The sequence below is a fragment of the Flavobacterium sp. ALJ2 genome (assembly GCF_015594725.1).
Classification (GTDB): Bacteria; Bacteroidota; Bacteroidia; order Flavobacteriales; family Flavobacteriaceae; genus Flavobacterium.
Window position 1 is genome coordinate 1 of record NZ_JADNRC010000025.1, and the last position, 19,383, is coordinate 19,383.

Genomic DNA, 19,383 nt, shown 5'->3' on the forward strand with positions numbered 1-19,383 from the left:
CCCTGCAGTAAGTCCTGATGCACTTGCAGCCGTTCCACCAGAAGGAGACCAAGAATAAGTATATGTGCCAACTCCAGTACCACCTGTAACTCCTACAGTTGCAGAACCATTAGATCCACCAAAGCAAGATACGTTTGTTTGTGCTGTCACAGATGTTATAATCTCATTTGCAGGAAGAATATTGAATATTTGTTGTTTAGAGCAATTATTTGCATCAGTGACAGTTACTGTATAAGTTCCTGCAGTAAGTCCTGACGCACTTGCAGCCGTTCCACCAGAAGGAGACCAAGAATAAGTATATGTGCCTACTCCAGTACCACCTGTAACTCCTACAGTTGCAGAACCATTAGATCCACCAAAGCATGATACATTTGTTTGTGTAGGCACTATGCTTATTGGTGTTGTTGTTTCAATAATAGTAAAAGATTTAGTTGTTTCGCATAGTATAGCATCCTTAATAGTCACAGTATAGGTTCCTGCACTCAAGTTTGTAGCAATAGATCCTGAGCCGCCTGAAGGTAACCAGCTGTAGGTATAACTACCAATTCCTCCACTAGGAATTACAGAGGCACTACCTGTATTGCTACCAGCACAAAGGATATTATCTTGAGTACCAGTTACAGTTATACTAGAAACAGACAATATTCCAAAATTTGAATTTGTAAAACAAGTTGCTACTCCATTAATTGCAACAGCTCTATATCTATAAGCATTCATTGCTGTCGTTACACCAGTTACAGTCAATGTGTTTGTTGTAACTCCTGAATATGGAGCAATATTTGCAAGGTCCGTATAAGTTCCGGTACCCGTTTGGTCTACTTGCCATTTGTAAGCTGTTGCGCCGGTTGCATTTGTACTAAATGTAGTATTGCTTCCTGGACAAAGGCTTCTATTTGCTGGGTTGCTAGTAATAATTGGAGCAGTACAGGTTGGTGTTTCGAAAAGTCGGAAATCATCTATTGCAAATTCTTGGGTTTGGGCTCCATTTGCAAAAGCATTCAACCGAATTTGTAATATAGCTCCTGTACCAGGAATGTTTGCAGAAAACTCTCCAAACGCATAACTTAAAGCAGCTCCATCTCCAATTAAATCTCCATTGGTGTCAAGTTTTAACGATGGGCTGTCATCAGCTGCACTGGCATAAAAAGCCACTAGTTTAGTCCATGCCCCCGCATCGATTTTATATTCAACGATAACATAATCTTGTTGAATACCACTATCAGAACCTTGCCAGGTGTTTTGATCATTTGCAGCAAAAAGGCCTTTAAATGATAGGCCATTTTTCCCAGTAATATTTATAGTAGCCCAAGTAACCTGTTGATTAGAAGATGTTGAGTTGTTTGTGCAGGTTAAGCCTTTATCAAGATCTTCTCCAGCCCATATTTTACTACCTTGAAAACCTGTATAGGTAGTGTTAGGAAGTTGAAGGCTATTAAGTTCAATTCCTGCAGGTGTAGTTCTAAAAAAATAAGAGGTTGCGGGTGGTCCCCCACAAGAAAACTCTATTGATGGTGCTCTTACACCAGAACTTGGAGCTCCAGTATCTTCAAATGTATCGGACCAAAATTGCGTTTGAGCGTTACTTTTCGTATAAAAGAGAGAAAGTAATATCGCAAAGATAATAGTAAAGTTCTTTTTCATAATTGCATTGTTTTTAAATTAATAGTTAGTTATATTAGTTAGATATGGGGTTTGCCATTAATGGATTCAATAAAGCATATTCTTTAGCCGACATTATACCTTCGTCTGTACTAAGTATTTCGATTGCAATTTGTTTGTTATCCTCACAAGCTATATTTATCGTATTGTTTATAGAAATGATTGTTCCTGGTTTGTCTTCATGTGGTTTATCTAATAGAGTTGCTACGATTATTTTTACTTGTTCTCCCATTAAAATGGCATCGGCACCAGAATTCCAAGGATTACATGCATTTATTAATGCGATGATTTCATCTGCATGCATCTGTTTCCAATTAATGTAAGTATCTGTTAATTCAGGCTTTTCATAATAATAGGCTAATGATTCGTCTTGAGGTTGATTCGGAATATTACTAGCAAATTGTAGCATATTTGCCATATTTAAAGCCACTTGCGACATACGCTCGCATAATCTTACTGTTAGTTTTCCGTAAGTATCATCCTCTTTTATTCTTATAGGGTCATTAAAAATGATGTTTCCTTCATCAAATTTTTCATTCATAAAATGTGCACAAATGGCAGTCTCCTTTTCTTGATTTTTGAGTACTTCAAAAATGGGCATTACTCCACGGTATTGTGGTAATGGTCCTGGGTGGAAATTGATAAATTTATTATTTCCATAAGATAAAACAGATTCAGGAAGAAGAAATGGGAATGAGATACAAAAAATATAATCGGGTTTAATAGTATCAATCCAACCTCTCATCTCTTTCATGTTTTTTTTAGCAGGGAATGATTTAAATCCTAAGTTATTGTTTTCCGATTCTCTTTCTAAAGCATCTATTATTGCGTTAGTACTTTTTCCAATTCCTATTGCGCATATGAAACTTTCATATGCTAGTAACTGCAATGTTTTAAAGGCGAACTTTCCGCCACATAGTACCATTATTTTTTTTTGTGCTTCCATAATTAAATACAGACATAGCTATTGTACCAAGCTGATGTTGTCTGATCTAAATCTTGGTCCGTTAGTTTTTTATAATATTCATTTACTTCTGTTATTTCATTTTCCAATTGTAATTCGCATTTGCCTTCCGTATTTGAAATAATAGAAGCTTTATATAGAGGAGAAATAGATGTATTCGTTTTTGTATCAAAATAAATTTCACCTCTAGGACTAACGAATGTTATAGCTTGGAGATCTTGGCTAATATTAGGAATACTATTTTTATGTTCAAGAGTTAGTTCTAATACTTTTAAAGCTATAGTTGCACTTTCCCAACTTAACAAAGAGAATAGATTTGGCGTTTTTCCTAACTCTATCATAGCGTTAGTAAATAGTTGGTTTTCAGTTGATTCGATTTTTTTGGACCAAGCAGCAATGCCTTTTACATTATTTCCTGGATAAATTGCATTACTCAACATCGTTTCTTCTAAGCCAAAAGGGGTTAAATAAACAGGCAGATTTTGTTCTTCAAATGTGTTTTTAATTTGTTCAAAATACCATTGTACATAATCACCACTAAAGATGCTCAACAAAGCACTTTCAGGAAAATTATTTAAATGTTCTTTTAATGGTTCCATCGTAAAGTCATCTGTTTTATAGCCAGTCGCATGATTAAAAGATATTGTGCCACCATTATCTTGAAATGCTTTTGAAATACTATAAGTATGTAAATATCCACCATCATAATAACCCGTTACCATGCCGGCACTTTTGTATCCGTCTTTTATCGCTTCCTTAGCAACTAGTGAAGCTCCTAAAGAATTATGAAGCGAATGATAAAAAATATTGGGACAGGTTGGCCACTCATGAGGCATATTGGCACCCGCATCTAAAACAATCAGTATTCTATTGGCAGCAAGAAAGAGAGGACGTAGCAATTGAGCGGTACGATGACCGATATAAGCAATTACAATAGATGCATTTTCTTCAAGTAAAAGCTTTTCGGCACTACGATAACATTGTTGTTTGTCGGCACCAAAACCTATGTTTTCTGTAACTATTTTTATATCACTCCGCCCCAATTGTTTTAGACCAGACCGGAGACCTTCATATAAATCAAAGCCAATAGTTTGATAATATGTGGAACGGGACAATAGAATTCCTACTATTTCCATATAATTTATGTAATAACTGATTAGGAGAGCTCTATATGATACTCTCCTTTATTTTATTTATAATTAATTTCTACTTGGAAATATTCCTTCCGTAGCGATGGAATAATTAATAGTTAAATATGGATTTTGTACATTAAGCGGTATGCTTGAGCCTGATATGTCAGTGTTACCTGTAATTGCTGTTCCTCCAGTGAAAACGTTATTAGTGGCTCCATTACCAGAATAAGTAGATGCTTTTGTCGTTGCGGGGAAATTTCCTTCTGCAGAAGATTCATCAGCATTTGCAGACGAAGCTTTTATTTTTACGGCAACATTAGTTAAGGTATGAACGTGCGCAGGCATATTTGACGTAAGTATAGAAACAGAGGTTACTCCTGCTGTTTGTCCCATTACATAGCTAGCTCCTAAAGAGCTTTGCCCTTGTCCAACTGGCATGCGTCCTTGTAGATTAGGAAGTTGGAATGTTGTTTGGCCATTTCCTCCATAATAAGTACCTATAAGAGAGAATAATGCGGTGTTTTGTGCAATACCTATGGTTTGGCCTTGACAGACTGCGTAACCTCTAGGTGCAAAATTAAATGCTAAAATCTTAATTTCTCCGATAAATGGTTCTGTAGACATAGTTTTTTAGTTTAATTAGTTAAATTCAAAATTAGATTATAATGAAAATATAGGGGCACGTATTTATACGTGTTTTTTATAATAAACTTGTAACTTATTATTGGTCAGTAAGGTGTGATTTGTGTTTAGGATTTTGTTTTATAAAGTTAGATTTTTAATAGCAGTTAGATTGTTAAATAAAAGTTAAAAATTATTATTATTTTAACTTTTGTTTAATATGACTTTCTCAGGTTTTATTTTTTGTTAGAAGAGTAAAAAAACATTAGTTTAGCGTAAATATTAACAAACCAAAGTTGATTTTTAATTAATAAAAAAACTAAATTATGACAGGAAAAAACAAATTAAGAGAAAAAGACACAGAGATTTCATTAGAAACTGCTGAAAAATGGGCGAAAAATTGGAGAGATCCCAAAAGTGATTCCGATTTTAAAAATAAAGTACGTGCTTATTTAATTCCAAAAATAAATTTAGAGTTAGTATTAAAGCAGGGAATAGATGCAGCACGAGCTTACATTGGAGTAAACGATGCAGGGGAACAAACATTAATGATTGTGGGAACTAGGTACAATGAAAAAACAGGTATTTACGAAGATATGCTTCCTAAAGGCGTAGATGTTAAAGGAGGATATGGCGACGAGACTTCACCAGCTATATACGATTTTAGTCAGCCATGTCCACCTCAAGGAGATCCGTCTAGTCCACTTAATAATATGTAATTTATGTATTCATTTCTTGTTAATTTTGGATATTCCCTTTTGCTGATTAATTTTATAGTATTTGCAATTGGTCTTTCTAAGAAACAAAAAAGCTATGTGATATTTACAGCATATCTTTTTTTAATTGTATGTATTCAGATAATTACACTTGTTTTAAGGAAATTGGGTATCAATAATCTGTTTTTATCACATTTTTATTTTATTGGGCAGTTTCTTATGCTAGGTCTTTTTTATTTTAATTTGATAGCAGACAAATTTCAAAAAAAAGTAATCAAAATCACACTTATTTTGGCACTATTAAGTTTGGCAATTCAATATAGTATTAGACCAGATTTGTTTTTTGAATTTAATTTATATGAAATATTCATTACTTCTTTTTTATTAATAATTTATGCTACATTTCATTTTTACAATATGTTGAATGGCGAAAAGGTGTTTTATTATATCAACATAGGTATTATATTGTATTTGTTTGGAAGTACTATTTTGTTTTTAGTAGGTAATTTATCGATAATGTTAAGTTCTAGATATTACAAAGTACCTTCACGTATAAATTATGTCTTATATATAGTCTTTCAGTTATTTATTTTAATTGAATGGAGGAAAAGTTTTTATAAAAATAAAGAAACTAATGCTCTAAATTAGTTTTAATTGAGTAGCAATGATAACTTGTTTAATATTTGGTATCATGTTTTAAAATAAAAACAGTGTACAGATGAAAAACGTTGATAAAGAAATACTGTAAATCATAAAAGATTAATATTAATGTAGCTCTATATTGTATAATTAGACTTATAAATTGAGAATCTTTGTCAAAGCTTAAATTTTGGCAGAGATTTTTTTGTTTAGCTACTTTCAATTATCAGATTAAATACGATATTTTTATTCGTAAATTTGCATATACTAATAAGAGAAAAATGCGCAATGCTTTTAAATTTGAATCCAATTCCAGAAAGTGAGATTGTAGCTATAATTATATTTGGATGTTTGTCTTTCATATTGATGGGAGTTGTTTTTATATTGTTTTTCTATTTCTCGAGAAAGAAAATTATAAAAGAACAATTAGAAAAAAAAGATTTAGAAATTCAATACCAAAAAGACCAGATTCAAGCTGTTATTATTACACAAGAAGAAGAACGTAAACGAATTGCGCAAGACCTTCATGACGATATTAGTTCTAAACTTAATGTGGTTTCATTAAATAGCTATCTATTAAGAACTCCAAATCTAACAGAGCAAGAAGTAATAGATATTACAGGGAATATTATAGATTTAACGGCTAAGGCATTAGATAGCTCTAGGAAAATTGCTCATGGTTTATTTCCTCCAGTTTTAGAAAAATTCGGATTGCATGCAGGTATAGAAGAATTATGTTTAGAGTTTGAAAGTAGTAAAGCAGTAAAAGTAGATTATCAGAACAAAATTCAATTTGATGAAAAAGATAAAGACAAGCATTTACATGTTTTTAGAATTTTACAAGAACTGATGAATAATTCATTACGACACGGAAAGGCAACTCAAATTTCAATTTCTTTTGAAGATAAAAAAGGAATTAGTACAGGAATATATTTAGATAATGGAATTGGTTTTGATAGCGATAATAAAGTTAATCTGAAAGGGCTTGGGATGAAAAACATTGAAAGTCGAATTTCTTTTCTTAATGGCACTTTATGCGTAAATTCAGTTATAAATAACGGGGTTTCAATTGTTTTTACCTTTTAGAAATAAAAAAGCATTGTTTAAGCTTACATTTTTTGTATTTTCGTAGGATAAATAGTTTTTTTTTGTAGTTTTTTAATATTTAATTTGTTAAAAAATTATGAGTAACTGTGATATTTTGACAAAATGAAAACCTCGATAAAAATAATTTTAGTTGATGATGAAGTTTTATTTCGCAAAGGGATTGTCTTTTTGTTGGAAAGAGAAGAAAAATTAAAGGTTATTTATGAGGCATCAAACGGAAATGAACTTATATCCTATCTAAATAAATCATCCAGTCAACCAGACATTATTATTCTGGATTTAAAAATGCCAATTTTAAATGGAGTAGAAGCAACCAAAATTATTCATAAAAAATTTCCGGATATTAAAGTTATAGCCTTAACAAGTTATGATACGAAATCTTTTGTTGTAAATATGTTACAAGTTGGAGCAGCTTCTTATTTATTAAAGAATTCAACGCCAAAAGATTTAATATTTACAATTAATGAAGTGAACACTAAAGGGTATTATTATAATGAAAATATACTTAAAATTATTCAAGAAATAGCCAAAGCAGGTAAAAATACGAGATGTAGTTTGGATACTAACTTTCTTTCAGCTCGTGAAATTGAAGTATTGCGATTGATTTGTTTACAAAAAAGTACAGCAGAAATAGCAAAAGAGCTTTTCATTAGCCCCAGAACTGTCGAAGGACATCGAAATAATTTATTATTAAAAACAGAGTCTAGAAATACTGCAGGATTAGTCGTTTATGCAATTCAAAACGAAATAGCAACTCTTGCGAATTAATGATCTTAATTAATTTCGCTACTTGTTAGAAATTGAATAGATAAAACGTAGTATAGTATTATTGTTAGTACTAATAAACAAATGCCTATCTTCCGAAATAAATTTGTATGTTTAACTTTATTATTTGAGTCATTAATTTTCATTGTTTGAGATTTCATAAGTTAATTTAGTTTTTATAGAAAAACAAATTTAGCCAGAGTAACTCATATATTTATGCGTGTTTTTACGTGTTTTTGAAAACAGATAATTAAATAATTTAACATTATGAGAGATAAAAATAAAACAGATTTAAAATGAAATATTATATTGCTTATATTTTCTTCTTTTTATTATCATTTAGTGGGAAAGCATCATTTATTTTGCTTCCTATGGATGAAACAACCCAACAAAATCATTTAAAAGCGTATGGCATAACTTATTGGTGTTTAAGTAAAAACTATAAAGCCAGTTGGTTGCTTAATTATAGAGGAGGCTCTTTTTTGTTACCAGATGCAGAAGAGATTCGAAAAGAATGTAAAATCCGTGGGGTTAGTTTTGAAATACTTTCTGATAGTGAAGAAAATTCTATTTTAAATGAAATTTCGAGTCCATCACAGAATATGGAAACAGTTATTCTTGAGAAGGCTCCCAAAATAGCAGTTTATACACCAAAAGGGAAACAACCATGGGATGATGCAGTAACCTTAGTATTAACATATGCAGAAATACCTTTTACTCCAATTTATGATGAAGAAGTTTTAAGGGATCAATTATTGTTATACGATTGGTTGCATTTGCATCATGAAGATTTTACAGGACAATATGGTAAGTTTTATGCAGCTTATAAAAATACACCATGGTATATAGAGCAAAAGAAAGATGCAGAAGCATTAGCAACTAAATTAGGATATGATAAAGTATCAAAAGAAAAAGTAGCAGTGGCTAAAAAAATTAGAGATTTTGTTATTGGTGGAGGATTTATGTTTGCAATGTGTTCTGCAACAGATAGTTTTGATATAGCTTTGGCCGCAGATGGTGTTGATATTTGTGAAGCAATGTTTGATGGGGATGCAAGTGAACCAAACTATCAGTCAAGACTTAATTATGCTAATTCATTTGCTTTTAGAGATTTTACTTTAGAGCGTAAACCCGAGATATATGAGTTCTCGGATATAGACATGACTCCGAAAAGGCGAGTTTCTATGGAAAAAGATTATTTTACTTTAATGGAATTTTCTGCAAAATGGGACCCAATTCCGAGTATGTTGTGTCAAAATCACACACAATTAGTAAAAGGATTTATGGGGCAAACAACTTCGTTTGATGCTGCCTTTGTTAAATCGAGTGCTTTGGTAATGGGAACATGCGAGATAAATGGTGAAGTAAGGTACATTCATGGCGAAAAAGGTAAAGGGATGTTTACTTTTTTTGGAGGACATGATCCTGAAGATTACCAACATAAAGTAGGTGATCCGCCAACAGTTTTAGATTTACATCCAAATTCACCCGGGTATCGATTAATTCTTAACAATGTTTTATTTCCAGCTGCTAAAAAGAAAAAACTTAAAACTTAATTAGTTTAAAGAAAACTCCATCCATATTGGGATGTGGTCAGATATTTTTCGTGCTTCCTTTAATGAGCCATAATCATTATAAAAATGAATTATTCCTTTGTCTATTATTTTAATTTTTGAAGAATGATAAAAAATATTATCAAATTCAGAAGCTAGGCATTGGTTATTAATACATTTTTGTTTCAAAGATGTTTTTTGGTTCTCTAGAATTGGTCGATATCCCATACTTTTCAACGGATTAAAAACTGTATGCGATTGAGGACAATTAAAGTCACCTACAAAAATCAAGTTTAGATTAGGGTATTGTTGAGGTAAAAACTTAAAGTATTTAATTTCTGTTTCAGGTTGTTTCTTTTTTGTAATAGCGTGGAAGTTAACAATTGTAAAATCTCTGCCATCTTTTTCAAAAGTGGCAAAATAAGGTTCACGATCTATTTGTTTTTCATATTGTTTTTCAAGCCAAGGTTTTCCTTTTAGTTTTACTTTATTAGTTTTCCAGAGAAAAGCATATCGTTCTGTTTTGTACGCACTACTACTTGTTGGATTACTAATAGCATAATCCCATTTTGTGCCTTTGCGATTTAGTTCATCTGCTAATCTTGCTACTGCTTGAGAACCACCATGACCAGCCACAACTTCTTGAATTGCAATAATATCATGGTTTTTTATTATGTTGGCGATAAAACTAATTTCTTGTTCTAATTTTGATTTACCAAAATTTTCGATATTCCAGGAAAGTACTCTGGTTTGTGCGTAAAAGGATGTTGTTAAAAATAGAAATAGGAGGGTAAACTGGATTCTCATTTGTAAATATTAATTCTCAAATATAAAGATTATCCTAGAATTACCTAGTCTTCCCAGCCACAAAGAGTAAGACCGTATCCTTGTGCTTGTTTTAAAGTAAGTTTTGTTATTTCTCGTTTACATGAACTTAAGCCACGGCAAGATTCTTTGTAATGGTATTTTTTTACGCCACTCGTGCCACATGCATATACATTGGTTTCTACTGGATTAAATGAGGTAAGAGTAATGAACAAAAATAGTATAATAAATTTCATGTTTTCTTTTGTTTGTTATTTTAAATCAATCTACAACTAGAGTATATTCATTTACATTTTTGTGTGTAGCTTTTAATATTCCATAATCAATACATCTGGTATTATTTTATGCCTATTTCCGCATCGTTATTATTTATAACTCCAGTAATCAAATTACCATCTTGGTCATAGCAATCTGCATCATAAGTATATTCATATTTGCCAGAATTGGAAAGAAAATGCAATCAATTGTATGGACTTTATGATCACTATTTGATTTTACATTTTAGTTTATGTAATGTTTTTTCATATGTTTTTGTTTTTAAATTATTGACACATCAAATTTAAATTTATTGTAAAAACAGTTTATTACAGATTTTGCATTCAGTGAAATAATAAACGAAAATATAATTATCTTGCTTTTAAAGGGTATCAGTAATAATCAGAAGAAAATTCATAAAAACGTTTAATGGGGTTTACACTTTTTTATATCTATTTATAATTGCAATTATTAGTAATACGATTTGGAAAATTGTTATTGCGGGAATAAATAATAATTTCCAATCTAGATAAATACATCCCGTTATAGAGCCTAAAAATGTTATTCCAAAAGACAATAAGAAACAAAGAAGAGTTGTTTTAAGTATAATTTTATTTTTGGGAGAGATGCTATTTGTTAAATTTTTTTTTGATAGTAGTATAAAATGATTACTCTTCATAAGATTAAATTTGGTTTGTCAAACTTATAAATAAGCAATTGAGTATCCTTACGGAAATCCGTAAAGTATAGAGATGTAGAAAAATAAATAGTATGTTTATACTAAACCCAAATCTTTAGCAATTGCTACGAGATGTGTGGGATTATTAGCCTTGAAGTAAATTTTAAGTTTGTTAATTCGTTTTTCGATAGAACTTTTACTATTAGGAGTAATACCTAATTCTTTAAACTTACTTTCCATATTCTCTTGAGACATACCTATAGAAAGATATTTGATAAGTTGAATGTCGTAATTATCTATTTCGTTGGTCGCTTTGTCCCGAAGTATATAATTTAATTCTTGCGAAAGGTATTTTTCGTCAGTATCAAAAGCATTTTGTACAGCTTTTTTTAATTCAGGAATACTATTGCGTCCTTTCATTATAAACCCATTAATATTAAAATTATCAAACAAAGACTTTATGCGATACGATTTATCTTCAATAGAAAATGCAATTATTTTTATTTCGGGAAATAATTCTTTTACAGCAGCAATAAGCTCTTCACCTGACTTTAAATTATTTTCTCGATGATCTGGTTTAAAGGATAAATCAGTAATTAATAATTGATAAGGATTATTTTCAAGGGCAGCTCCCCTAATTTTAAGTAAAGCATCATCACAATATTTAGCATATGCTATTTCGGGCACATTCAGTTCTTCAAGTACTTGTACGACTGCAATATCATTAAAATCTATATCTTCTGCTATTAAAACTTTTGTAAACATATAGGTGTGTTATTTTGGAAATGAAATTTTTACTTTTAATCCTTTATTAGGTTCAGATTCAAAAGTAAGTGTTCCTTTTATGCTATTAATACGGTTTTCCGCATTTTTAAGACCATTTTTTAAATTCATTTTTCCATTAAAGCCAATGCCATTGTCAGAATATTGTATTTCTACTTGTTTATCATTTTCTTCAAAGCCAATGACAACAAAAGAGCATTGACTGTGTTTTTTCATATTTACCAGCAATTCTTGTAATACTCGGTAAACTGCAATTTTCTTTTCAGAGTGAATTTGATGCCAATTAATATTATTATTATCCTTTATAATTACGCTTACTTTTTTGCCGTTATAGCTGGATAGCATTTCTTTTAATTCATTTTTGAAGTTTTCTCCAGTATCAATAGTGCTGTTTTGTCTTGAAATGTTTCGGGTACCGGTGTATATTGTATCTAAATTTGAAAGGAGTATTTCTTTGTTTTCATATGAAGATAGATCTTTAGTTTCTACTAAAACAATGGCATGATAGACTTCATTGGCTAGTTCATCATGTAATTTTTTAGAGATTCTGGTTTCAGACTCATAAATTGCAGCAGTTTTTTCTCGTTTTCCTTTTGTAGTTAAATAGTAATAAAGAAAGAAGATGGAGCCTAAAACAAGACCAATTACAATATATAAGGTTAGATTTCTATTTTTTACTTTTTCTAATTGTAGTGCGTTTTCTGCTTTTTGGGCTTTTAGCTTTAAATTTTCTTCCCGATCTTGTTTAGAGTCGTACTTAATTTTTGCAAATTGATTTTTAGCTTTTTGTCTTGATTTAGTTATACTGTCGTTTATTTTCAAGTAAAGGAGGGTCGTTTTTTTTAAATTTTCACCATTAGAGTTTTTGATTAATAAGTTTAATGATGATAGACGATCATCTACGTTATTTATTTTTGTTGCTTTTTGATAAGCTAAATTTGCATATCGGTTTGCGAGTTTATTATTTAGATTCGAATATAATTCGGCAAGATGTAAATAACTTGTAGTCAATCCAAAGTCATCATTTGTTTTATTCCTTATTGCTATTGATTTGTTTATATATTCTAATGCTTTTGGATTGCCTATTTTGAAATAGGAGTAGCCTAAATTATCAAGTATTCGTGCGTGATTTTCTGGATTGTCTAAGATGTCCTTTTTTTTACTGAGATTGGAGAGAATACTCGCAGCTTCTATATGATTATTTTTACCTTGGTAAACAACGGCGATATTATTATTTAATATGTCTTTTTGTAAGTCTATTTCAGCAAATTTAATGGCTTGATTATAATTATAAATGGCGTCATCATATTCATTTAATCTTTCATAATTTATACCTAGATTATTGTAAACAGCACATTTATAATAAGAATTTGTAGTTTTTGTAAAAAAAGGGATAGCTTCCGTTACGCTAGTTTCACTACCAAAATAGTCGCCTTGTATTTGCTGAGTAACAGCCATTTTTAATAAAGAGTAGATTATTTTCTCATTTTCATTTGCATTACAAGCCAGTTTAGATTTGTTGTAATAATAGAAAGCACTATCATATATTTGATTTTCGAAATGTTTGTCGCCTAAGGATAAAAAGTTATTATACGCAGTGTTGCTTTTTGGGTGCACAATTAGATTAGATTTTTTGTTGCAAGAAGCAATTGACAGAATCAAGGCTAAAATAAAAATCGGGAAATGGACTTTTTGAAGTTTCATTTCCCGAAAATACTGAAAATTAATTACAATATTCTAGTTCATTTATAATTGAATTATTTTGGTGGAGGAATTGGTGTTTGACCATTAGATCCACCTCCAGAGTTATCTGGAGAAGCATTGATTGCTGCTACTTTGTTTTTATTTATTGTATCTTCAACATCATCATTTGTACAAGATACAAAAGCCAAATTGGCTGCTATAAAACACGCTACTATAAAAAATCTTTTCATCTTAATTTATCTTTAAAATTTACACAAGGCGTCCCAATCCGATTTTGAAATCGAATTTCCGAACTGTTTTCAAACCGCTTCTGGCGGAATGTTCTTTGTTTTCTTGGGAAGTGAAGTGTGGAGAACAGTATGATTTTATTTATACTTCCCGAATAAACTCGGTCTTACGGATTCACACACTTTTTTAAAGAAGTAGTTTTGTACATTTGTTTTAACCTGCAGATTAAACCGGTAACTAATTCTGAGGCAAAGAAATGGCAGCTTTGGCAGGATGTTGAGATGGGATTCCAGTAATGCTGATAATTCTGCTGATTACTTTAAAATGTTTAACAATTCCGATAAATGCTTATGAGTAGAATTACTTTTGAAGAATATAAAAATGCGATAAAAACCAAATACCAAACTTTCAAGTTGGAAGACCCCACAGGTATTTTGCTGAACCCTTCACCAGCACAATTGCGTAACTTATGTTTGATTCTTTTTGATAAATCATTGTCAATAAATGATAAAAATACATTTAGAGTATTTTTAAATGTGAAAGTGGAGGAAGATCTAAGAAGAGCTATTGAGAGATTTGAAATTGCAAGATTCCGACCCATTATTACTTTCTTAACAGGAGAGACAGAATCAGATAATCCTGCAAGGATTGAATTGGCAGCAATTTTGGTAGATTATGAGAAGAGACCTTATAATAGATTTTTAAGAGAAGAATTGGTTGTAAATACACCAAAATCTATTTTGGAGGATATTAATCAATCTATTTCAAAAGAAGAACCATTGATGTTTGTTGATACAAATGCTCATGCTCAATCTTTTGTTGAAGAGCCCAATAAGCCAATATTAAAAACTAATAGTAGTTTTATGAAGACCTGCCTAGCCGTGGTCCTTGTATTTGCAGGACTATTTGTAATTTGGAGTTTTAATGATGATGAAAATTGTATGGTTTGGAATAAGGACCACTATGAAGAAATACCTTGTGAGCAGGTTTCAAATGCAATTACATTATTTAAGCCTATAGTTATTAAGAAGGACGAAAGTTTAATTTCAAATTTTAAAAAAATCAAAGTCTGTGATACAACAATCTTTTTTAAAATGGGAAGACCATGTATTTGGTATGGAAGGTCGTTTGATGGTGGGTATGAATATTTTACAGCCCCAGGATTACATCCAGAAACAGGAAGGACATTAAAGTCAATCACACCGTATATAATAGACAAGCATATCTTAAATAAGAAGTAGAATTTGGTTTCTGAGATATATAATTCTAAGTTTAGTTACAAAAAAAACCAATCGAAAAGATTGGTTTTTTTTGAATAAAATCTTTTTTTTTAATCTTTTTTTAGTCATGTATTAAGTAGTAAAACAGGTATTTATAATTTAATTGAGCCACATGGAAATAAAAAATATATTGCTCGCTTCTTTTCTTAAAAGGAGTAAAAGATAAAGGACTAAATCTAAAAGTAAATACCGTAACTTATATGGATTTTAATAATTTCGTAGTATAAACTAATATACAAGGAACAAGAAGTATTTTTGTCTCAGAGAATGTATATATAACAGCTAGTTTGCTCGGAGAGGGTAATATTGTTCAAGGGATTAAGTTATGAGCGACTTTGGGTGGTTCAGAAACTTAGATTCAAGTATCGGAGTATCTTTCGTTTCAGTTAGTCGAAATTCAGGAAGAACCATTTGGAGATGCAAATTGGATAGATATTGAGTTTCCAGCTTCAAGTATTAGGAGTGCTAATACAGTATGTAAAATGATGTATTATGGGTATATGTAGTCAAGGAAGACACAGATACAAAAGAAGTATCTTTTTTTTTGCAGCAAAAGGCGTTGCAGCAAAAGGCGTTGCAGATAAATAGTAAGGTTAAAAGAAGCATTTAGATTATGAATTAAAAACAAAAAACCCAATCGAAAGATTGGGTTTTTATATAAGTAAGTAATCTAAATTGAGTTTATAAAACGTTTATTTTACTTTATTAAGTACTGCTTTGAAAGCTTCAGGGTGATTCATAGCTAAATCTGCAAGAACTTTACGGTTCAATTCGATTCCGTTAGCTTTTACTTTCCCCATGAATTGAGAATAAGACATTCCTTCCAATCTAGCTCCAGCGTTGATACGCTGAATCCATAAAGCACGGAAATTTCTTTTATTCACTTTTCTATCACGGTAAGCGTAGCACATTGCTTTCTCTACCGCATTTTTAGCAACTGTCCAAACGTTTTTACGTCTACCAAAGAAACCTTTGGCTTGCTTCATTATCTTTTTTCTTCTTGCTCTTTTAGCAACTGAATTTACTGATCTTGGCATAATTTTTATGTGTTTTTGTAGCTGGCGTCCCGAATTTAATCAAGGGAACTTATTGGCCATACTCCAAGGTTATTTTAAATGTTTTAACCTAAAGAATTATTAGATAATTCTTAATTGTTGTTTGATGCTTTTCATATCTGTTTTGTGAACTAACGCTGAATGTGTCAAAGCTAATTTACGTTTTTTAGATTTTTTAGTCAAGATGTGACTTTTAAAAGCATGCTTTCTTTTAATCTTTCCAGAACCAGTAACTTTGAAACGTTTCTTGGCGCTAGATTTTGTTTTCATTTTAGGCATTTTTCCTAGTGTTTTAATTTATTCTTACTTACTTATATCTTGGTCTGAAAGTTTAAATCTCAAAAGTCAAAAGTCAGTTTATGACCTTCGACTTTAAGGCTTGTAACTTTAAGACTTATTTCTTTTTCTTCGGAGCAATGAACATAATCATTCTCTTTCCTTCCAGAACAGGCATAGCTTCTACTTTACCATACTCTTCAAGATCAGTAGCTAATCTCAATAATAAAATCTGACCTTGATCTTTATAGATAATAGAACGTCCTTTAAAGAATACAAATGCTTTTAATTTAGCACCTTCTTTAAGGAATTTTTCAGCGTTCTTTCTCTTAAACTCATAATCATGCTCATCAGTCTGAGGACCAAAGCGAATTTCTTTCACTACAACTTGAGTCGACTTTGCTTTCAGGACTTTATCACGTTTCTTTTGTTCGTAAACAAATTTCTTGTAATCCATGATTTTACAAACCGGTGGCTCTGCATTTGGAGAAATCTCAACTAGATCTAACTCAAATTGATCGGCTAATCTTAGAGCTTCGGCTATTTTAAAAACACCTGGCTCTATGTTTTCGCCTACAAGGCGTACCTCAGGAACACGAATAAGATTGTTTATTCTGTGTGCATCTTTTTTTTCTACGCGAGGTTGGTAACCTCTGTTGCTTCTTATTGCTATGACTTTATAATTTAAGTTAAACTGTAAATACTTTTAATGTCTTTTTTATTTCTTCATCTACAATTGCGACAAATTCCTCAATTGTAACTGTAATGTTTCCTTTACCTTCTTGACCATGGCGACGAATAGAAATAGTACCGTTTTTCTCTTCTTCCTCACCTACAATTAGCATAAACGGTAATTTTTGCATTTCTGCATCTCTAATTTTCTTACCGATAGTTTCACTTCTGTTGTCAATTAGGGCGCGAATTTCGTGATTTTCTAGCAAATCTAAAACTTTTTTAGCATATATTTCATATTTCTCGCTCAAAGACAAGATTATAGCCTGTTCAGGCATTAGCCAGAGTGGGAAATTTCCCGCAGTATGCTCTAGCAAAATTGCAATAAAGCGTTCCATCGAACCAAAAGGGGCACGGTGAATCATTACAGGTCTATGCAATTCATTGTCAGCTCCTTTATAAGTAAGTTCAAAACGCTCAGGTAAGTTGTAGTCAACTTGTATAGTTCCTAGTTGCCATTGTCTTCCCAGGGCATCTTTTACCATGAAATCTAGTTTAGGGCCGTAAAAAGCAGCTTCACCATATTCAACCACAGTGTTTAAGCCTTTATCGGCAGCAGCATTGATAATTGCATTCTCAGCTTTTTCCCAGTTTTCATCGCTACCAATATACTTGTCTCTATTTTCTTTATCGCGCAAAGAAATTTGAGCAGTAAAGTTTTCGAAACCTAAAGAACCAAATACGTAAAGAACCAAGTCAATTACTTTCTTGAACTCTTCATCCAATTGTTCAGGAGTACAAAAAATATGAGCATCATCCTGAGTAAAGCCACGTACACGAGTTAAACCATGTAATTCACCGCTTTGTTCGTATCTGTAAACAGTACCAAATTCAGCATAACGCTTTGGTAAGTCTTTATAAGACCAAGGTCTTACGTTATAGATTTCGCAGTGATGAGGGCAGTTCATTGGTTTTAATAAGAACTCTTCCCCTTCAGCAGGAGTGTGGATAGGCTGAAAGCTATCAGCGCCATATTTAGCATAGTGACCAGAAGTTACATATAACTCTTTTTGACCAATATGAGGGGTTACTACTTGTTCGTAACCCGCCTTTTTTTGAGCTTTTTTCAAGAACTGTTCTAGTCTGTCACGTAAAGCAGCGCCTTTAGGTAGCCATAAAGGCAAGCCTTGTCCAACTTTCTGAGAGAAAGCAAATAATTCAAGTTCTTTACCTAGTTTACGGTGATCACGACGTTTGGCTTCTTCAAGAAGTTCTAAATATTCCGTTAAGTCTTTTTGTTTAGGGAAAGAAGTTCCATAAACACGAGTTAATTGTTTGTTTTTTTCATCACCTCTCCAGTAAGCACCAGCAACGCTCATCACTTTCATCGCTTTGATGATTCCAGTATTAGGAATATGACCACCACGACATAAGTCAGTAAAAGTAGCATGATCGCAGAAGGTGATAGTTCCGTCTTCAAGGTTAGAGATTAATTCAGTTTTGTATTCGTTATCCTTATATAGTTCTAAAGCTTCAGCTTTGCTTACAGGACGCATTTTAAATTCATGTTTCCCTCTTGAAATCTCAAGAACACGGTCTTCGATCTTTTTAAAGTCAGCGTCAGTTATCTTTTGGTCGCCAAAATCAACATCATAGTAAAAACCATTTGAGATAGCAGGTCCTAGAGTTAGTTTAATCCCAGGGAAAAGTTCCTCAAGAGCTTGAGCCATTACGTGTGAAGTCGAATGCCAAAAAGCTTTTTTACCTTCAGTGTCATTCCATGTATATAAAATCAGACTACCATCGGTCGTCAGTGGAGTTTCGGTTTCAATAGTTGTACCATTAAAAGAAGCCGAAATCACGTTTCGGGCAAATCCTTCACTAATGCTTTTCGCAACCTCCATAGGAGTTACGCCAGAAGCAAACTCTCTAACTGACCCATCGGGCAAAGTAATCTTAATCATTGTTTGTAATTTTATGAATGCAAATATAGTGGATTACAAAAATAGATACAATACTTATGTATAAGTTTATACTAATATATAGGTATAGATTTTTATAAGAAGCTAAATCCTGCTATTCGCTACAATCTTTTATGCCGAACCACGGCATAAAAGGATTTTTACTACTATCAGGGCTAGGGAGTAGGTTTGTGAATTTATTAGTGTCTTTGTGGTAATATAGTAATCAAGGAACGGCTGGGGTTTATGGTGATTGTAGAAATAGATGTGTATGATGTTGTATTAAGGGAATGGGATATCTTGATTTTTCTTTAGAATTGGTATATAGGGTGTTTTATGCTGACGGGTTATTAAAAAACTAGTTGTTTTAATGGGTGTCTTGTTAAAATGATGTGTTTTGAGTTGTCTTTTTTGTGTAAAACAGAATAGGTTGCCTGAAAATAGTAAAAAATATAAAATTAATTTATTTGTAAACAATGTATTGTCAATGTGTTAAGGTTGAAAATAA

The 19,383-nt window shown here is 31.7% G+C and carries 18 protein-coding genes; 5 read left to right on the forward strand and 13 right to left on the reverse strand.

Annotated features, from left to right (window positions below):
- The 4 genes from IUY40_RS18360 to IUY40_RS18375 all read right to left on the reverse strand — a co-directional run.
- Positions 1-1,641, reverse strand: a 1,641-nt coding sequence (locus tag IUY40_RS18360) for a SprB repeat-containing protein (RefSeq protein ID WP_195738319.1), incomplete at its 3' end; no start/stop codon positions are given.
- A 34-nt stretch (positions 1,642-1,675) separates the two neighbouring features.
- Complete coding sequence (locus IUY40_RS18365) at positions 1,676-2,605, reverse strand: formyltransferase family protein (protein WP_229335670.1); 930 nt, start codon at positions 2,603-2,605, stop codon at positions 1,676-1,678.
- Between the two features lie 2 nt (positions 2,606-2,607).
- A complete protein-coding gene (locus tag IUY40_RS18370) occupies positions 2,608-3,759 on the reverse strand; it encodes an ABC transporter substrate-binding protein (RefSeq protein ID WP_195738320.1) in 1,152 nt (383 codons plus the stop codon).
- A 63-nt stretch (positions 3,760-3,822) separates the two neighbouring features.
- Positions 3,823-4,380 (reverse strand): tail fiber protein, encoded by a 558-nt coding sequence (locus IUY40_RS18375; protein WP_195738321.1) that lies wholly within the window; start codon positions 4,378-4,380, stop codon positions 3,823-3,825.
- Between the two features lie 323 nt (positions 4,381-4,703).
- Here IUY40_RS18375 and IUY40_RS18380 point away from each other — a divergent pair, with 323 nt between their 5' ends.
- The 4 genes from IUY40_RS18380 (at position 4,704) to IUY40_RS18395 (ending at position 9,160) form a co-directional block, all read left to right on the forward strand.
- Positions 4,704-5,096, forward strand: a complete 393-nt coding sequence (locus tag IUY40_RS18380) for a hypothetical protein (RefSeq protein WP_195738322.1) — start codon at positions 4,704-4,706, stop codon at positions 5,094-5,096.
- 924 nt (positions 5,097-6,020) lie between these two features.
- Positions 6,021-6,818 carry a histidine kinase gene (locus IUY40_RS18385; protein WP_195738323.1) on the forward strand — a complete coding sequence of 266 codons (798 nt, stop codon included), beginning with the start codon at positions 6,021-6,023 and terminating at the stop codon, positions 6,816-6,818.
- A gap of 123 nt (positions 6,819-6,941) precedes the next feature.
- Positions 6,942-7,607 (forward strand): response regulator transcription factor, encoded by a 666-nt coding sequence (locus IUY40_RS18390; RefSeq protein ID WP_195738324.1) that lies wholly within the window; start codon positions 6,942-6,944, stop codon positions 7,605-7,607.
- Between the two features lie 293 nt (positions 7,608-7,900).
- On the forward strand, positions 7,901-9,160 hold the full coding sequence (locus IUY40_RS18395; RefSeq protein WP_195738325.1) for an asparagine synthetase B: 1,260 nt from the start codon (positions 7,901-7,903) through the stop codon (positions 9,158-9,160).
- On the opposite strand, the gene IUY40_RS18400 is transcribed toward IUY40_RS18395, so the two are convergent.
- The 5 genes from IUY40_RS18400 to IUY40_RS18420 all read right to left on the reverse strand — a co-directional run bounded on the left by IUY40_RS18400 (position 9,161) and on the right by IUY40_RS18420 (position 13,633).
- Positions 9,161-9,964, reverse strand: a complete 804-nt coding sequence (locus tag IUY40_RS18400; RefSeq protein ID WP_195738326.1) for an endonuclease/exonuclease/phosphatase family protein — start codon at positions 9,962-9,964, stop codon at positions 9,161-9,163.
- Positions 9,965-10,008: 44 nt separating this feature from the next.
- Positions 10,009-10,218, reverse strand: coding sequence for a hypothetical protein (locus tag IUY40_RS18405; protein ID WP_195738327.1), 210 nt, complete (start codon positions 10,216-10,218; stop codon positions 10,009-10,011).
- Positions 10,219-11,012: 794 nt separating this feature from the next.
- Positions 11,013-11,681 (reverse strand): response regulator, encoded by a 669-nt coding sequence (locus IUY40_RS18410; protein ID WP_195738328.1) that lies wholly within the window; start codon positions 11,679-11,681, stop codon positions 11,013-11,015.
- Positions 11,682-11,690: 9 nt separating this feature from the next.
- Entirely contained in the window at positions 11,691-13,403 is a 1,713-nt protein-coding gene (locus IUY40_RS18415; protein ID WP_195738329.1) for a tetratricopeptide repeat protein, read from the reverse strand.
- Positions 13,404-13,456: 53 nt separating this feature from the next.
- Complete coding sequence (locus tag IUY40_RS18420) at positions 13,457-13,633, reverse strand: hypothetical protein (protein ID WP_195738330.1); 177 nt, start codon at positions 13,631-13,633, stop codon at positions 13,457-13,459.
- A gap of 348 nt (positions 13,634-13,981) precedes the next feature.
- On the opposite strand from IUY40_RS18420, the gene IUY40_RS18425 reads away from it, so the two are divergent.
- Positions 13,982-14,872 carry a hypothetical protein gene (locus tag IUY40_RS18425; RefSeq protein WP_195738331.1) on the forward strand — a complete coding sequence of 297 codons (891 nt, stop codon included), beginning with the start codon at positions 13,982-13,984 and terminating at the stop codon, positions 14,870-14,872.
- A 731-nt stretch (positions 14,873-15,603) separates the two neighbouring features.
- Here IUY40_RS18425 and rplT read toward each other — a convergent pair.
- The 4 genes from rplT to thrS all read right to left on the reverse strand — a co-directional run bounded on the left by rplT (position 15,604) and on the right by thrS (position 18,878).
- Positions 15,604-15,948, reverse strand: a complete 345-nt coding sequence (rplT, locus tag IUY40_RS18430) for a 50S ribosomal protein L20 (RefSeq protein ID WP_035633036.1) — start codon at positions 15,946-15,948, stop codon at positions 15,604-15,606.
- Between the two features lie 99 nt (positions 15,949-16,047).
- Positions 16,048-16,245, reverse strand: a complete 198-nt coding sequence (gene rpmI / locus IUY40_RS18435) for a 50S ribosomal protein L35 (protein WP_022827375.1) — start codon at positions 16,243-16,245, stop codon at positions 16,048-16,050.
- A 115-nt stretch (positions 16,246-16,360) separates the two neighbouring features.
- On the reverse strand, positions 16,361-16,909 hold the full coding sequence (gene infC, locus IUY40_RS18440) for a translation initiation factor IF-3 (protein ID WP_195738334.1): 549 nt from the start codon (positions 16,907-16,909) through the stop codon (positions 16,361-16,363).
- A 22-nt stretch (positions 16,910-16,931) separates the two neighbouring features.
- Positions 16,932-18,878, reverse strand: a complete 1,947-nt coding sequence (gene thrS, locus IUY40_RS18445; RefSeq protein WP_195738332.1) for a threonine--tRNA ligase — start codon at positions 18,876-18,878, stop codon at positions 16,932-16,934.
- Between the last annotated feature and the right edge of the window lie 505 nt (positions 18,879-19,383).

Bases quoted from the DNA above. Each gene is read 5' to 3' on its own strand.
- IUY40_RS18365 (WP_229335670.1), bottom strand. From the start codon at position 2,605: ATGGAAGCACAAAAAAAAATAATGGTACTATGTGGCGGAAAGTTCGCC.
- IUY40_RS18380 (WP_195738322.1), top strand. From the start codon at position 4,704: ATGACAGGAAAAAACAAATTAAGAGAAAAAGACACAGAGATTTCATTA.
- IUY40_RS18375 (WP_195738321.1), bottom strand. From the start codon at position 4,380: ATGTCTACAGAACCATTTATCGGAGAAATTAAGATTTTAGCATTTAAT.
- IUY40_RS18385 (WP_195738323.1), top strand. From the start codon at position 6,021: ATGCTTTTAAATTTGAATCCAATTCCAGAAAGTGAGATTGTAGCTATA.
- IUY40_RS18390 (WP_195738324.1), top strand. From the start codon at position 6,942: ATGAAAACCTCGATAAAAATAATTTTAGTTGATGATGAAGTTTTATTT.
- IUY40_RS18400 (WP_195738326.1), bottom strand. From the start codon at position 9,964: ATGAGAATCCAGTTTACCCTCCTATTTCTATTTTTAACAACATCCTTT.
- IUY40_RS18425 (WP_195738331.1), top strand. From the start codon at position 13,982: ATGAGTAGAATTACTTTTGAAGAATATAAAAATGCGATAAAAACCAAA.
- thrS (WP_195738332.1), bottom strand. From the start codon at position 18,878: ATGATTAAGATTACTTTGCCCGATGGGTCAGTTAGAGAGTTTGCTTCT.
- IUY40_RS18420 (WP_195738330.1), bottom strand. From the start codon at position 13,633: ATGAAAAGATTTTTTATAGTAGCGTGTTTTATAGCAGCCAATTTGGCT.
- IUY40_RS18405 (WP_195738327.1), bottom strand. From the start codon at position 10,218: ATGAAATTTATTATACTATTTTTGTTCATTACTCTTACCTCATTTAAT.
- IUY40_RS18410 (WP_195738328.1), bottom strand. From the start codon at position 11,681: ATGTTTACAAAAGTTTTAATAGCAGAAGATATAGATTTTAATGATATT.
- IUY40_RS18370 (WP_195738320.1), bottom strand. From the start codon at position 3,759: ATGGAAATAGTAGGAATTCTATTGTCCCGTTCCACATATTATCAAACT.
- rplT (WP_035633036.1), bottom strand. From the start codon at position 15,948: ATGCCAAGATCAGTAAATTCAGTTGCTAAAAGAGCAAGAAGAAAAAAG.
- IUY40_RS18395 (WP_195738325.1), top strand. From the start codon at position 7,901: ATGAAATATTATATTGCTTATATTTTCTTCTTTTTATTATCATTTAGT.
- IUY40_RS18415 (WP_195738329.1), bottom strand. From the start codon at position 13,403: ATGAAACTTCAAAAAGTCCATTTCCCGATTTTTATTTTAGCCTTGATT.
- rpmI (WP_022827375.1), bottom strand. From the start codon at position 16,245: ATGCCTAAAATGAAAACAAAATCTAGCGCCAAGAAACGTTTCAAAGTT.